The 13,773-nt window shown below is 72.9% G+C and carries 12 protein-coding genes; 10 read left to right on the forward strand and 2 right to left on the reverse strand.

Features of this window, described 5'->3' with window-relative positions; all coding sequences use genetic code 11:
• Nucleotides 1-86: 86 nt before the first annotated feature.
• On the reverse strand, nt 87-494 hold the full coding sequence (locus LOC65_RS13035) for a response regulator transcription factor (RefSeq protein WP_009859083.1): 408 nt from the start codon (nt 492-494) through the stop codon (nt 87-89).
• A gap of 286 nt (nt 495-780) precedes the next feature.
• Here LOC65_RS13035 and LOC65_RS13040 point away from each other — a divergent pair, with 286 nt between their 5' ends.
• The 10 genes from LOC65_RS13040 (at nt 781) to LOC65_RS13085 (ending at nt 11,674) form a co-directional block, all read left to right on the forward strand.
• Entirely contained in the window at nt 781-1,002 is a 222-nt protein-coding gene (locus LOC65_RS13040; protein WP_230247790.1) for a hypothetical protein, read from the forward strand.
• Between the two features lie 93 nt (nt 1,003-1,095).
• Nucleotides 1,096-1,677: a 2-oxoacid:acceptor oxidoreductase family protein gene (locus LOC65_RS13045; protein WP_230247791.1), complete on the forward strand. Its 582-nt coding sequence runs from the start codon at nt 1,096-1,098 to the stop codon at nt 1,675-1,677.
• Nucleotides 1,671-2,924, forward strand: coding sequence for a transketolase C-terminal domain-containing protein (locus tag LOC65_RS13050; RefSeq protein ID WP_230247792.1), 1,254 nt, complete (start codon nt 1,671-1,673; stop codon nt 2,922-2,924). The genes LOC65_RS13045 and LOC65_RS13050 overlap by 7 nt, the downstream gene beginning before the upstream one ends.
• Nucleotides 2,925-2,926: 2 nt before the next feature.
• The gene (locus LOC65_RS13055) at nt 2,927-3,913 is read left to right on the forward strand and encodes a thiamine pyrophosphate-dependent enzyme (RefSeq protein ID WP_230247793.1); all 987 of its coding nucleotides are present in this window, start codon (nt 2,927-2,929) and stop codon (nt 3,911-3,913) included.
• A 2-nt stretch (nt 3,914-3,915) separates the two neighbouring features.
• Nucleotides 3,916-5,541 (forward strand): NAD(P)-binding protein, encoded by a 1,626-nt coding sequence (locus LOC65_RS13060; protein WP_230247794.1) that lies wholly within the window; start codon nt 3,916-3,918, stop codon nt 5,539-5,541.
• Between the two features lie 152 nt (nt 5,542-5,693).
• Nucleotides 5,694-6,983, forward strand: coding sequence for a toll/interleukin-1 receptor domain-containing protein (locus LOC65_RS13065; RefSeq protein ID WP_230247795.1), 1,290 nt, complete (start codon nt 5,694-5,696; stop codon nt 6,981-6,983).
• Nucleotides 6,984-6,994: 11 nt separating this feature from the next.
• Complete coding sequence (locus tag LOC65_RS13070; protein WP_230247796.1) at nt 6,995-9,349, forward strand: PAS domain-containing protein; 2,355 nt, start codon at nt 6,995-6,997, stop codon at nt 9,347-9,349.
• 1 nt (nt 9,350) lies between these two features.
• Nucleotides 9,351-10,985, forward strand: a complete 1,635-nt coding sequence (locus LOC65_RS13075; protein WP_230247797.1) for a CHAT domain-containing protein — start codon at nt 9,351-9,353, stop codon at nt 10,983-10,985.
• A 296-nt stretch (nt 10,986-11,281) separates the two neighbouring features.
• Nucleotides 11,282-11,437: a light-harvesting antenna LH1, beta subunit gene (pufB, locus tag LOC65_RS13080; protein WP_009859092.1), complete on the forward strand. Its 156-nt coding sequence runs from the start codon at nt 11,282-11,284 to the stop codon at nt 11,435-11,437.
• Between the two features lie 21 nt (nt 11,438-11,458).
• A complete protein-coding gene (locus tag LOC65_RS13085; RefSeq protein ID WP_009859093.1) occupies nt 11,459-11,674 on the forward strand; it encodes a light-harvesting protein in 216 nt (71 codons plus the stop codon).
• A gap of 583 nt (nt 11,675-12,257) precedes the next feature.
• On the opposite strand, the gene LOC65_RS13090 is transcribed toward LOC65_RS13085, so the two are convergent.
• The gene (locus LOC65_RS13090; RefSeq protein ID WP_029718315.1) at nt 12,258-13,670 is read right to left on the reverse strand and encodes a PucC family protein; all 1,413 of its coding nucleotides are present in this window, start codon (nt 13,668-13,670) and stop codon (nt 12,258-12,260) included.
• Nucleotides 13,671-13,773 lie beyond the last annotated feature (103 nt).

The raw sequence follows: 13,773 nt of genomic DNA on the forward strand, positions 1-13,773 counted from the left end.
GCCACATCCTCCCGCGCCGCCCTGGCGCCCGTTCGTGTTGTACGCGCCGCGGCGCCGTCCGGGTGGCGGACGGTGCCGGCGCCAGCTCAGTTCAGCGCGCCGGGCACCGTCGCGCCGCCGCCTTCGGACAGGCGCAGGCAGTAGCTGATCAGTTCGTCGAGCTCGTTGGACTTGTCGAACACGCGGTGCGCGCCGAGCGCCTGGCACTTCTCGCGCATGTCGGGCGTGGCGTAGTTGGTCAGCACGACGCGGCGGCCGCGAACGCCGGACTGCGCCGCCTGGCGCAGCACGCCCAGGCCCGAGCCCGACTTCAGGAAGATGTCGATGATCAGCAGGTCGCAGTCCTCGGGGCGGGTGCGCAGCCACTGCAGCGCGCTCGACTCGTCGGCGGCGGTGCCGACGACCTTCACCGGCGCGAGCTCCTCGAGCGTGGCGACGAGGCTCTCGAGGATGATGGGGCTGTCTTCGACGATGAAGGCGTTGACTTCGGGCATGGGGGGCCGGCAGCTCGCGGCTGCCGCAGGGTCGGGAACGGGGCTCCGGGGCACTCGGACTGCAGTGTGGCGGATGGCGGCCGAGGCGGCCATCACCACCCGCCGCCATCGGATGTCGGAAACGTCCTACGTCAGCGCGGCCACGGCGCAGGCGACGGCGGCCAGGCGGCGGGTTCGGCTCACGGCGGGCTCCGGGGCTTCCGCTCGTCCTACACGCCGCCGCGCCGGACTCCGGTACGGCGGCCGCGGCCGCGGCGCGACAGTGCAGGCGCCCATTGGAGCCGCCATGAACCTGCACCTGATCCGTCTGCACGCGACGACGCCGTGGCTGCTGTTTGGCGCGGCCCTCGTGCCGGCCCTGCTCGCCGCCTGCGTGCACCTGCTGATCTCGGCCGTCGAGCGCGAAGCGGCGCCGCGGCCGGGCGTCGACCGGCAGGGCCCACCCGCCGCGCAGGCGCCTGCGGCGTCGATCCCGGACTCGCACCTCGCCTTCATCGTCGTGCCCTGATCCGGGGCGCCGCCCGGGCCGCTTGACGTCGCTCAAAGTCAAGCCCCGAGACCGGCGAAGAATGGCCCGCGGATCCATCCGCGGAGGAGCGACATGCTGCAGATCCGACTGCACGGGCGCGGCGGCCAGGGCACGGTGACGGCAGCGGAGATGCTGTCGCTCGCGGCCTTCGAGCAGGGCCGCCATGCCCAGGCCTTCCCCAGCTTCGGCTCCGAACGCACCGGTGCGCCGGTCGTCGCGTTCTGCCGCATCGGCGAGCGCGAGATCCGCTCGCGCGAGCCGGTGATGGCGCCCGACGTGCTCGTCGTGCAGGACCCGACGCTGCTGCACCAGGTCGACGTCTTCCAGGGGCTCAAGCCCGACGGCTGGGTGCTGATCAACTCCGGCCGCGACCTCGCCGCGCTGGGCCTGGCCGAACTGGCCGCACGGCTGCCGCCGGGCCACGCGGCCACGGTGCCGGCCAGCGACATCGCGCTGGCGCGCCTGGGCCGGCCGCTGCCCAACGCAGCGCTGCTGGGCGGGCTGGCGGCGCTGGCCGGCATCGTCTCGCTGGAGGCGGTGGCGCAGGCCATTCGCCACACCTTCGCCGGCCGCGTCGCCGACGCCAACATCCTGGCCGCCGCCGAGGCCCATGCCTGGGTGCTGGAGCACGCCGAAGGAGCGGTGCCATGCTGAAGCAGATCGAAGGCTCGCGCGCCGTCGCGCAGGCGGTGGCGCTGGCCCGCCCCGAGGTCATCTGCGCCTACCCGATCTCGCCGCAGACGCACATCGTCGAGGGGCTGGGCGAGCTGGTGAAGTCCGGGGCGCTGGCACCGTGCGAGTTCGTCAACGTCGAGAGCGAGTTCGCGGCGATGAGCGTGGCCATCGGCGCCAGTGCCGCTGGCGCGCGCAGCTACACCGCCACCGCCAGCCAGGGCCTGCTGTTCATGGCCGAGGCGGTCTACAACGCCTCGGGCCTGGGGCTGCCGATCGTGATGACGGTGGCCAACCGCGCGATCGGCGCGCCGATCAACATCTGGAACGACCACAGCGACTCGATGAGCCAGCGCGACTGCGGCTGGATCCAGCTCTTCGCCGAGACCAACCAGGAGGCCGCCGACCTGCACCTGCAGGCTTTCAAGCTCGGCGAGGAGCTGTCGATGCCGGTGATGGTCTGCATGGACGGCTTCATCCTGACCCACGCCGTCGAACGTGTGGACCTGCCGGAGCAGGCCGAGGTCGACGCCTTCCTGCCGCCCTACGAGCCGCGCCAGCTGCTGGACCCGGCCGAGCCGGTGTCGATCGGCGCGATGGTCGGCCCCGAGGCCTTCATGGAGGTGCGCTACATCGCCCACGCCAAGCAGACGATGGCCCTCGACCGTATCCCGCAGATCGCCGCCGAGTTCCAGGCGCGTTTCGGCCGCGACTCCGGCGGCCTGGTGCGCGGCTACCGGCTCGATGGCGCGAAGACCGTCGTCGTCGCGCTCGGCTCGGTGCTGGGCACGCTGAAGGACGCGGTCGACGCGCTGCGCGACGACGGCGTGGCCGTCGGCGTGCTCGGCATCGGCTCGTTCCGGCCCTTCCCGCTGGCCGCGGTGCGCGCGGCGCTCGAAGGCGCGGAGCGCGTCGTCGTGCTGGAGAAGAGCTTCTCGGTCGGGCTGGGTGGCGTCGTCTCGACCGACGTGCGGCTGGCGCTGTCGGGCCTCGTGCTGCACGGCCACACCGTCGTCGCCGGGCTCGGCGGGCGGGCGATCACGCAGGCCTCGCTGGAGCGCACGCTGCGCGACGCGGTCGCCGGCAAGCTGGGGCCCCTGACCTTCATGGACCTGGATTGGCGCATCGTCGAGCGCCAGCTGGCGCGCGAGGCCGCGGTGCGCCGCAGCGGCCCGATCGCCGAGAACCTGCTGCGCGACCTGGGCGCCGCCTCGCCGCGCGGGAGCTGAGCATGGACGAGCCCGTCAAGTTCTACCAGACCGGCACCTTCACCGTCGGCAACCGCCTGCTGCCGAAGGAGCAGCGCACCGTGCAGGCCTCGCGCCAGCGCGGCAATGCGCTGAACTCGGGCCACCGCGCCTGCCAGGGCTGCGGCGAGGCGCTGGGTGCACGCTACGTCGTCGACGCCGCGCTGCGCGCCGCCGAGGGGCGGCTGATCGCCGCCAACGCCACCGGCTGCCTGGAGGTGTTCTCGACGCCCTACCCCGAGACCTCGTGGCAGCTGCCGTGGATCCACTCGCTGTTCGGCAACGCCGCCGCTGTGGGCACCGGCATCGCCGCGGCGCTGAAGGTCAAGGGCCGGCGCGACGTGCGTGTCATCGCCCAGGGTGGCGACGGCGGCACCACCGACATCGGCTTCGGCTGCCTGTCAGGCATGTTCGAACGCAACGACGACGTGCTCTACGTCTGCTACGACAACCAGGGCTACATGAACACCGGCGTGCAGCGCAGCTCGGCGACGCCGCCGGGCGCGCGCACCGCGACGACGATGGCCGTCGGCCCCGAGCCCGGCGCGCCCTTCGGCCAGGGCAAGAACCTGCCGCTGATCGCGATGGCGCACGCCATCCCCTACGTCGCCACGGCGACGGTGGCCGATTTGCACGACCTGGAGCACAAGGTCGAGCGCGCGATGGCGCTGCACGGCGCGCGCTACCTGCACGTGCTGGTGCCCTGCCCGCTGGGCTGGGGTGCGGCCAGCCACGACACCGTGCGGCTGGCGCGGCTGGCCAAGGAGAGCGGCCTCTTCCCGGTGTTCGAGGCCGAACACGGCGAGGTGACGGCGGTCTCGAAGATCCGCCGCCGCGTGCCGGCGGCCGAGTACCTGCGGCTGCAGAAACGTTTCGCCCACCTGTTCGGCGAGCCCGGCCATCCGGAGATGCTGGCCGCGATCCAGGCGGCTGCCGACCGCAACGTGCGCCGCTTCGCGCTGGAGGACTGACGATGGACAAGCCCTTCGCGATCACGCTGGACCCGGGCTCCTCGCTGGCCAACAAGACCGGCAGCTGGCGCAGCGAGCGCCCGGTCTACACCGACCGCCTGCCGCCCTGCAACGCCACCTGCCCGGCCGGCGAGGACATCCAGGGCTGGCTGTTCCGCGCCGAGAGCGGCGACTACGAAGCCGCCTGGCGCCACCTGGTGCGCGACAACCCGTTGCCGGCGGTGATGGGCCGCGTCTGCTATCGCGGCTGCGAGGGCGCTTGCAACCGCGCCAAGCTCGACGAGGCGGTGGGCATCAACTCGGTCGAACGTTTCCTCGGTGACGAGGCCATCCGCCGCGGCTGGGCCTTCGAGCCGCCGGCCGCCGACAGCGGCAAGCGTGTGCTCGTCGTCGGCTCCGGGCCTTCGGGGCTGTCGGCCGCTTACCACCTGCGCCGGCTGGGGCACGCGGTGACGATCGCCGAAGCCGGCGCGGCGGCCGGCGGCATGATGCGCTACGGCATCCCCAAGTACCGTCTGCCGCGCGAGGTGCTGGACGCCGAGGTCGCGCGCATCGTCGCGCTCGGTGTCGAGCTGAAGCTGGGCACCCGCGTCGACCGCATCGCCGAGGCGATGCAGGCCGGCGGCTACGACGCCGCCTTCCTCGCCGTCGGCGCGCACATCGCCAAGCGCAGCTACATCCCCGCCGGCGACTCGGCACGCATCCTCGACGCGGTCGCGGTGCTGCGTTCGATGGAAGACGGCGAACCGCCCTTCCTGGGCCGGCGTGTCGCCGTCTACGGCGGCGGCAACACCGCGCTGGACGTCGCGCGCACCGCCAAGCGCCTGGGCGCGACCGAGGCCGTCATCGTCTACCGCCGCACGCGCGAACGCATGCCGGCGCACGATCTGGAGGTCGAGGAGGCGCTGGAAGAAGGCGTGCAGGTCAAGTGGCTGTCGACCGTCGCCCATGCCGAGGCCGGCGCGCTGACGATCGAGAAGATGCGCCTGGACGATCACGGCAAGCCGCAGCCGACCGGCGAGTACGAGACGCTCGAAGCCGACTCGCTGGTGCTGGCGCTGGGCCAGGACGTCGACCTCGGCCTGCTGGCCGGCGTGCCCGGGCTGGAGTTGCGCGACGGCGTCGTGCAGGTCGACCCGGCGACGATGATGACCGGCCACCCGGGCCTGTTCGCCGGCGGCGACATGGTGCCGGCCGAACGCAACGTGACGGTCGCCGTCGGCCACGGCAAACGCGCCGCGCGCCACATCGACGCCTGGCTGCGCGGCACCGTGCTGGAGCCGGCGGCCAAACACGGGCCGGCGCTGTTCGAGCGCCTGAACCCCTGGTACTACAGCGACGCGCCGAAGACCGAACGCGAGCAGTTGGAACTCGCCCGCCGCGCCGACGGCTTCGACGAGGTGCAGCACGGCCTGACCGAGGAGAACGCGCTGTTCGAGGCGCGGCGCTGCCTCAGCTGCGGCAACTGCCTGCAGTGCGACAACTGCTACGGCGTCTGCCCCGACAACGCGGTGAAGAAGCTCGCTCCCGGGCGCTACGCGGTCGACTACGACTATTGCAAGGGCTGCGGCCTGTGCGCCGTCGAGTGCCCTTGCGGCGCGATCGACATGGTGGCCGAGAGCACCTGAGGCAGCCCTTGAAGCCGGGCCAGGCGGCGTCGGCCGCGCCTGCGGCAACGGCGGCGCGCTGACGCACTCCGTTACCTTTGTTCCCTACGCTCGCGGATGTCGCGTCAAGCGGCACGGCGGTTCAATGCCTTCATCACTCCGATGGAGAGTTCATGGACCCGGCCGAAACCACCGCGATCGTCGCGGCACTGCGCCGCCTGCAGGACGACCTCGGGCAGCCGTTGGCCCGCCGCGCCGCGCTGATGCGCCTGGCCGACGCGCTGGAGTTCCTCGCGGCGACGCTGGCGCTGCCGGCGCAAGGCGGGCCCGGCGCCCATCCGGCCCAGGCGGCGCAGCGCGAGTGCAGCCGCGCCTGGCAGGCGCTGCAGGACACGCTGCCGCCGCCGCTGCAGGAGCGCGTGGCGGCGTGGCTGGCCGCCGCCGCCCGGGCCGCGGCGGTGCTGGCCGGACACGGCCGCGGGGCCGAGCCGGCGAAACGTTCGCCCCCGCCGTCGGCAGCGCCGCCGATGCCCTCCCCGCCGCCGCAGTTCGCCTACCTCGCCACAGCGCCGGTCTTCGAGCTGCCCGAGGCGGCAGCCGACCGTGCGCCGCCCGAGCCGGCTGCTCCCGAGACCGCGGTGCCGATGGACGACGCCCGCTTCGGCGCCAGCGCGCCGGCCGTCGTGCCGCCCGGCCGCGAGTTCATCGCCGAGTTCGTCGCCTACCCCGCCGGAGCGCAGGAGCAGGCGCGTGCGCTGCTGTCGCGGCCGCACGCGACGCTGGAGGTCGGCGCAGCCACGCCGCTGCAGCGCGGCACGCGCCTGGACGTCGAAGTGCGTGGCAGCGGCTTCATGCCGGCCGACGGCGAGAGCGCGCGCCAGTCCTTCGTCTGGCAGGGCACACCGGTCAAGCTGGCCTGGGCGCTGCAGGCCGCGGACGGCGCGCACGGCGAGTCGCTGCTGCGCCTGGACGTCGCGATCGACGGCATCGTCGTCGCCCGCGTGCGGCTGCCGATCGAGGTGGCCGCCGGCGCGCCGGCGGCCCCGCCGCCGGTGCAGGCCGAGGAGGCGGCGATCGCCCGGCGGGCCTTCGCGTCCTACGCCTCGGCCGACCGGCTGCGGGTGCTCGACCGCGTCGCGTCGATCCGGCTGGCCGCCGGCATCCGCGTCTTCCTCGACTGCCACGACCTGCACCCGGGCAAGGCCTGGCAGCCGCAGCTCGAGCGCGAGATCGACGCCAGCGAGCTGTTCCTGCTGTTCTGGTCGGCGGCGGCGGCCAAGTCGGGCTGGGTGCGCTGGGAGTACGAGCGCGCGATCGAGCGCCTGGGCGAGCAGTGCCTGCAGATCCACCCGCTGGACAACGGCGTGGCGCCGCCGCGCGCCCTGGCCCACCTGCACCTGGGTGACCCGATGATGGACCTGCGCCAGGCCGAGGCGCAGCGCCGCGGCAGCAGCCCGAGCTGAAGGGGAAGGCGATGGACGATGGAGCCGGGGACACGATGCTGGGCCTGCGCGTGCGCGCCGACGCGCTCGACGACCTGCCGTTCGGCGTGCTGCGCCTGGGGCTGGACGGCCGCATCCGCTACGTCAACCGCGCCGCCGCCCGCCTCGCGGGCCCGGAGCTGCAGCCCGGCGCGGCGCTGCGCGGGCTGCCTTTCGACGCCGAGAGCGCGCGGCGGCTGGACAGCGAGATCGAGCGCCGCCACCGCGCCCAGCGCGCCGGCAGCTACGCGCTGACGCTCGAACGCCCGGATCTCGGCCCCGGGGTGCGGGTGCACCTGGGCGTCGTCGGCGTGCCCGAGTACGACGCGGCCGGTGCGCTGGCCGGCTCGCTGGGCTTCATCGAGGACCGCACGCTGGAGCGCGCCACGCTGGCGATCCACGAGGCGATCGGCATCGCCGACGACTGCGAGCGCCTGCTCGACGCGCTGGCCGCGCGCCTGGGCGAGGTGATGCACTTCGACGCGATGCTGGTCAGCATGATCAGCGAGGACCGCGCCGCGGTGCGCCTGCTGCACGCCCATCCCGGCGTCGCGGTGTCGCCGTCCTGGGGCTGGTGGCCGATGCCGGCGATGGTGAGCGCCGACCTGGACCGGCTGCTGCTGCCGCGCGCCGACGCCGTCGCCGAGCTCTTCGCCGAGGAGCCTTACGCCGCGCTCGCCCGCGACGACGACGCGACCCGGGAGTTCCTCGCACAGGGCTGGCGCCACCTGCTGCGCCGGCCGGTGTTCCGCGACGGTGCGCTGGCGGCGATCCTGACACTGCTGCGGCGCGACGACCGGCGTTTCGACGAACGCGAGACCACGCAGCTCGGCCGGCTGCCGGTCGGCGAGGCTGTCAACATGGCGCTGGCGCTGGACCGCCAGCGCGCGCTGGAGTTCGAGCTGGAGCTCATCGGCAGCATGGGCCAGGCCGCGGGCAACCTGTCGGACGTGGCCCGCGTGCTCGTCGACGGCCTGCGCCACACGCGCGGCTGGGACCACGTCTCGCTGTTCCGGGTCGACCACGACGAGGGCCGCGTGTCGCTGGTGCACCAGTCGGCGCTGCCGGGCGCCGAACTGCCCGCCGACTACCGCCAGGACCTCGGCGAAGGCGTGCTCGGCGAGGTCGCGCTGTGGGCGCGCGCGGTGCGGCTGGACGACGTGCGCACGCGCCAGCGCTACACCGGCAGCGTGGCCGGCACGCGCTCGGAGATGTGCCTGCCGGTGCCCGGGCAGCCGGTGCGCTGGATCCTGAACCTGGAGTCGTCCAAGACCCACGCCTTCGCCGCGGCCGAGCAGCACTCGATCGAACGCACGCTGAAGGTCGCGGGGCTGATCCTCGACCGCTCCTGGGCGCTGGAGTTCAACACCGCGGTGCTCGACACGGTGGCCGACGCGGTGATCCAGACCACCGCGCGCGGCGAGATCCAGGCCGTCAACCCGGCCTGCGAGGCGCTGCTGGGCTTCGAGCCGGGCTCGCTGCCGGGCCGCCGGCTCGCCGACCTGATCGGCGCCCCGGGCGCCGACCCCGACCCGCCCGGCTACGCCGAGCGCCTGGTGGCGATGCCGCGCCTGCTGTCCAGCGAGGTGGAGTTGCTCGCTGCCGACGGCAGCCACCTGCCGGTGCTGCTGTCGGGCGCGTCGCTGCCGCCGCAGATCGGCGGCAAGGTCTACGTCGCCAGCGACCTGCGCTTCAGGCGCGAAGCCCAGCGCATGGACGCGCTGCGCCACGTCTACGCCCAGGTGGCCAACGAGATCCGCGTGCCGCTGTCGCTGGCCGCCACCTACCTGCGCACCCACGCCGGCGAAGGCGGCCACGGCGCCGACGTGCTCGACAAGTCGCTGCGCCAGCTGGTGCGTGCCGACCTGTCGCTCGAGCGTGTCGCACGGCTGGCCTCGACGCCCGAGGACGGCGAGCTGCCGCTGCGCATCGTCAGCCTGGACCAGCTCGCCGCGCAGCTGCACGACGACCTGCCGCGTGGCCAGCAGAAGACGGTGGACGTGCTGCCCGATCCGCTGGCGCCGCCGGTGCTGGCGGCGCCGCCGGAGCTGGCGTTCTGCGCCTCGAGCCTGCTCGCCTTCCTGCTGCGCATGCGCGCCCAGGACGACCGCATCCGCATCCGCGTCGACGCCAGCCATGCCCAGCCGCGGCTGTGCTTCGAGCTCGCCGACGAACGCGGCGACCCGAGCCCGACGCGGCTGGCGCCGCGCAGCGACGACGAACGCGAGTTCGCGCTCGCCGAAGGCGTGGTGCGCACGCTGATGCGGCGCATGCGCGGCCAGCTCGTGCTGCAGCAGCACGCCGGGCTGTCGCTGGCGCTGCGGCTGAGCGCCGCCGAAGGAGCCTGAGGTGCTGTGGCAGCTGATCGTCCACCACGACGAGGACATGCGCGAGATGCTGGAGGACGGCGTGCGTGCCGCCTTCGCCTCGCTGCGCCTGCCCGCGCGCCCGATCGACAAGGGCAACATCGACCGTGCCGGCCGGGCGCTGGAGGACCACGGGCTGGACACCTGCAGCCTGGTCGTCATCGGCTCGAGCACGCCCGCGGATGCGGCCTCGAGCATCGGCCTGACCGGGCGCGATCCGACGATGCAGTTCGTCCGCCAGATCAAGGGCTTCTGGCAGCAGCTGCCGGTGGTCGTGATCTCCAATGCGCCGGACGAACGCCTGGCCGGCTTCCTCGAGGCCTACGACCGCACGGCGCTGCTGGCCGCCGACGCCCGCCTGGCCGAGACCCTGCGCGAGGCGGTGCGCACGCTGGTCGGCGGCCAGCCGCGGCTGAGCTCGGCCTGCGTGCGGCTGCACATCCACCTGCGCGACCGGCGCAGCGCCAGCTGGGAGATGCTGCGCACCGGCGGCGCCAAGCTGCGCACCTTCCGCGCCAGCGGCACGCTGGCCATCGACAGCCGCAAGCTCGAGGACATCCTCGACGAGTCGGCGCGGCTGGACGCCGAGGTCTCGCAGAACAGCTTCCGCCCGCGTTCGTTCGCGCGGCTGTCGCGCGACCTGTCGGATCTGCTGTTCAGCGGCGCGGCCGACAACGCCGACTGCTGGAGCAAGTTCAGCCGCCAGCGCGAGGAAGCCGGCGGCATGGGCCACATGCGCGTGCGCGTCACCGTCGACGACGAGATGCACACGCTGATGCTGGAGGCGCTGCGCGACCCGAGCGCCGCCAGCCTGGCCGACTGCTGGATCCTCAACGCGCCGATGTACCGCCACGCGATGCCGCGCGGCAACGAGCCGCTGTTCCGCGACGCCGAGAGCCGCAACGGGCCGGTCAACGCGCTCGTCGTCCAGGCCGACGCGGCGCCGGGCAACATCCCGCTGGGCGACGACCGCGTGCTCGAGCTCGACGAGCTGCCGCACGCCGCGACCGAGGCCGCCGAACTCGAGGCGCTGCTGCGCCGGCATGCCGGCGGCAGCGTGCGCCGGCTCGACCTCGGCGACGCCGACCCGGCGCCACCGGCCGAGCGGCTGCTGCGTGCGCTGGTCGACGAAGCGCCGCCGCAGGGCTGGCATCTGGTGCACTTCTGCGGCCACGCCGTCAACGTCCGGCCGCTGGGCGCGAGCCTGGTGCTGCGCGCCGACCGCGGCGGCGCGCTGCCGGTGCACCGCCTGGCGACGGCGCTGGCCCACACGCAGTTCCTGTTCCTCAGTGCCTGCCACAGCACCAAGGACCCGACGGTGCTGCGGGCCCTCGAACAGCAGGTGCCGGCGGTGCTGGGCTACCAGTGGAAGGTGCGCGACGAACGCGCCTGCAACTTCGCGCGCCTGTTCTACGGCGCGCTGTTCGAGCGCGGTGCGCCCTCGTACCGCTACCTCGAGTACGCCTTCATGCGGGCCCGTCGCCGCGCCTACGAGGAAGCGGTGCACGACGCCGAGGCACGGCTGATGGCCGACGGCGCGGACCCCGGCGCCGGGATCGAGGACGCCTTGCGCGACCACTCCTGGATCTCGCCGGTGCTCGTGATGCAGATGGACTGACGCGACCCGGCCGCGGCGGTCTCCGCGCCGTCACGCGCCGCGCCCGCGACGGGCTCGCTGGGCGCGTCCGACACCGCCGGAAAGCGCCAAAACGGCGCTTGTGACCCCGGCACTTTGTGATAGATCAGTTTCGCGACACATTCAGCGTTGCGGGGGTGTCACGGCATGTTGACGCCTCCACCCTGTCAGCGTAGCGTTACACATGTCGGTAGGGAGTGATCCCCGAGGGCTACAGAAGCCAACCCACGTGCGGGTAGAGCACGGAAACTGGTCCATGTCTCTGAAGGAGAAACGCAATGGCAGATGATGCAAACAAGGTTTGGCCGTCCGGCCTGACCACGGCGGAAGCCGAAGAGCTGCAAAAGGGTCTGGTTGATGGCACCCGTGTTTTCGGTGTCATCGCTGTTCTGGCTCACATCCTGGCGTATGCCTATACGCCGTGGCTCCACTAAGTCACTAGCAGGAACTAAAAAATGAACCAAGGCAAAATCTGGCGCGTCGTCAAGCCGACCGTTGGTATCCCCGTCTACCTGGGCGCCGTCGCCGTCACCGGCCTGATCCTGCACGGCGGCCTGATGGCCAACACCGACTGGTTCCCGGCCTACTGGAACGGTGGCAAGAAGGCTGCCGCGGCTGCTGCCGCCGCCGCCCCGGCCCCGGTCGCGGCCCCGCAGGCCCCGGCGCAGTAAAAAGCGTCTGTCAGCGTATGTCCGGCATGGGGCTGAGGTTCGCGGACCTCGGCCCCATGTAGTTTCAAGAGCGGCGCAGTGCCCCTGGCTTCTGTGAAAAAGCGCCGCCACATGAACCGGACACGTTTGGCGGGTTGAGCCCGGCAAACGAAGTTCTCCCCACCATCGCCCTCGGTAGCGCCGGCCTCGTGCCGGCGTTTCTGTTTCCGCGTCTGACGGCCGTCAGGCGCCGAAGCGCGCCTGCCGGTCGACGATCACGGCGCAGCCTGCGCCGTCGGCGCGCTCCCGGCCCCGCATCCGGACACGGCCCCGAGGTCAGCGGGCGGGCCGACGGGAGGCGAGTCCTCCAGGGCCTCGCCCCGGACCCCGGCCCTTCATCGCGCCCGGCGCGTGCCCCAGACCTGTCGCGCCACCAGGCGGGCCGCCGACACACGGCCACTCCCGACGATCGGCCACCGCCGCTGCCCCCGCCGGCTCCGACCAGGACTCCGCGCGCGGCGAACCGCGGGAACCAGCCGCCCCAAAACGAACGCCCCGCACGAGGCGTGGCGCCGGCAGTGGAAACGGGAGGCTCAGGCCGCCATCAGGCCGGGGCGCGCCGCAGCGTGCGGCCGATCAGCGGCACCATCGCCGCCAGCGTGGCGAACAGCAGGCCGAGCTCGATCACGTAGACGACGACATAGCCGGTGGCCGGCACCGAGATCCAGTGCGTCAACGGGTGGTCGTTCACCAGCGCCTGGACGACGTCGCGCAGGATGCCGCCGAGCGCCATGCCGAGGCCGGCCGCGGTGGCCTGCACCGCACCCCAGGCGCCCAGCGCCAGGCCGGCCTGGTTGGGCGGCGCCATGTTCATCGTCGCGGTCAGCGTGCCGTGGCCGAACAGGCCGCCGCCGAAACCGATCAGCGCGACGCCGGCGGCAAACACCAGCGGCGAGTTCAGCGGCGCCGCGATGATCACCAGCACGAAAGCCGGGATGCCGACCAGGGCGCCGTAGCAGGCCATGCGGAACGGGTCCATGCCGCGGCTCAGCACGCGCGAGGCGAGGCCGAAGCCGAACAGGCCGCCGAGCGCCAGCGTCGCCGTCAGCCGGGTCGTCTCGCCCACCGCCATGCCCAGGACCTCGCCGCCATACGGCTCGAGCAGCACGTCCTCCATCGTGAAGGCCGCCGTGCCCAGGCCGATGGTCAGCAGGCGGCGCACGACCTGGTCGCCGCTGCCGACGAAGTGGCGCCAGGCCTCGAGGAAGGACGGGTCGTCGTCGCGCCGCTGCGCGCCGCGGCGCGGGAAACGCGACTCCTGCTTCCACAGCGCGATGACGTTGAGGATCATCGTCGTCAGCGCCGCGCCCTGGATCACCTGGATCAGCCGCCCGGGCGTGAAGTCGACGAGGATCCAGCCGAAGAAGAACGCGCTGACGATGGTGCCGACCAGCAGCATCACGTACATCAGGCCGACGACCTTGGGCCGCGCCTCGGGCTCGGCGAGGTCGGTGGCCAGCGCCAGGCCCACCGTCTGCACGGTGTGCATGCCGGCGCCGACGAGCAGGAAGGCGATCGCCGCGCCAAGCTGGCCGATCCACGGCGGCAGGTGCCCGGACTCGCCGCCACCGGAAAGCACCAGCAGCGCGAACGGCATCATCGCGAAGCCGCCGAACTGCAGCAGCGTGCCCTTCCAGATGTAGGGCACGCGGCGCCAGCCCAGCGCCGACTGGTGGTTGTCGGACTTGAAGCCGATCAGCGCCCGGAACGGCGCGAACAACAGCGGCAGCGCCACCATCACCGCGACGATCGTCGCCGGCACGCCGAGCTCGACGATCATCACCCGGTTCAGCGTGCCGACCAGCAGCGTCACCGCCATGCCGACGGTGATCTGGAACAGGGACAGCCGCAGCAGCCGGGACAGCGGCAGTTCAGGCGTCGCCGCGTCGGCGAAGGGCAGGTAACGGGTACCGAACCCCGTCCAGACCTGCATCAGTTTCCGGCCAATCGTGCTCATCGGGTGAAGCGCTCCGCCAGCACCAGCGCCGGCATGGACAACCGCCGGACGCTAACCCGGGCGGGCCGCGACAGGCATGCTATTTGTCAAATCGAGGCGGAAG

It is taken from the genome of Rubrivivax sp. JA1055 (assembly GCF_020966565.1).
Lineage (GTDB): Bacteria > Pseudomonadota > Gammaproteobacteria > Burkholderiales > Burkholderiaceae_C > Rubrivivax > Rubrivivax benzoatilyticus.

Bases quoted from the DNA above. Each gene is read 5' to 3' on its own strand.
- LOC65_RS13045 (WP_230247791.1), top strand. From the start codon at position 1,096: ATGCTGCAGATCCGACTGCACGGGCGCGGCGGCCAGGGCACGGTGACG.
- pufB (WP_009859092.1), top strand. From the start codon at position 11,282: ATGGCAGATGATGCAAACAAGGTTTGGCCGTCCGGCCTGACCACGGCG.
- LOC65_RS13085 (WP_009859093.1), top strand. From the start codon at position 11,459: ATGAACCAAGGCAAAATCTGGCGCGTCGTCAAGCCGACCGTTGGTATC.
- LOC65_RS13040 (WP_230247790.1), top strand. From the start codon at position 781: ATGAACCTGCACCTGATCCGTCTGCACGCGACGACGCCGTGGCTGCTG.
- LOC65_RS13055 (WP_230247793.1), top strand. From the start codon at position 2,927: ATGGACGAGCCCGTCAAGTTCTACCAGACCGGCACCTTCACCGTCGGC.
- LOC65_RS13060 (WP_230247794.1), top strand. From the start codon at position 3,916: ATGGACAAGCCCTTCGCGATCACGCTGGACCCGGGCTCCTCGCTGGCC.
- LOC65_RS13050 (WP_230247792.1), top strand. From the start codon at position 1,671: ATGCTGAAGCAGATCGAAGGCTCGCGCGCCGTCGCGCAGGCGGTGGCG.
- LOC65_RS13035 (WP_009859083.1), bottom strand. From the start codon at position 494: ATGCCCGAAGTCAACGCCTTCATCGTCGAAGACAGCCCCATCATCCTC.
- LOC65_RS13070 (WP_230247796.1), top strand. From the start codon at position 6,995: ATGGACGATGGAGCCGGGGACACGATGCTGGGCCTGCGCGTGCGCGCC.
- LOC65_RS13065 (WP_230247795.1), top strand. From the start codon at position 5,694: ATGGACCCGGCCGAAACCACCGCGATCGTCGCGGCACTGCGCCGCCTG.
- LOC65_RS13090 (WP_029718315.1), bottom strand. From the start codon at position 13,670: ATGAGCACGATTGGCCGGAAACTGATGCAGGTCTGGACGGGGTTCGGT.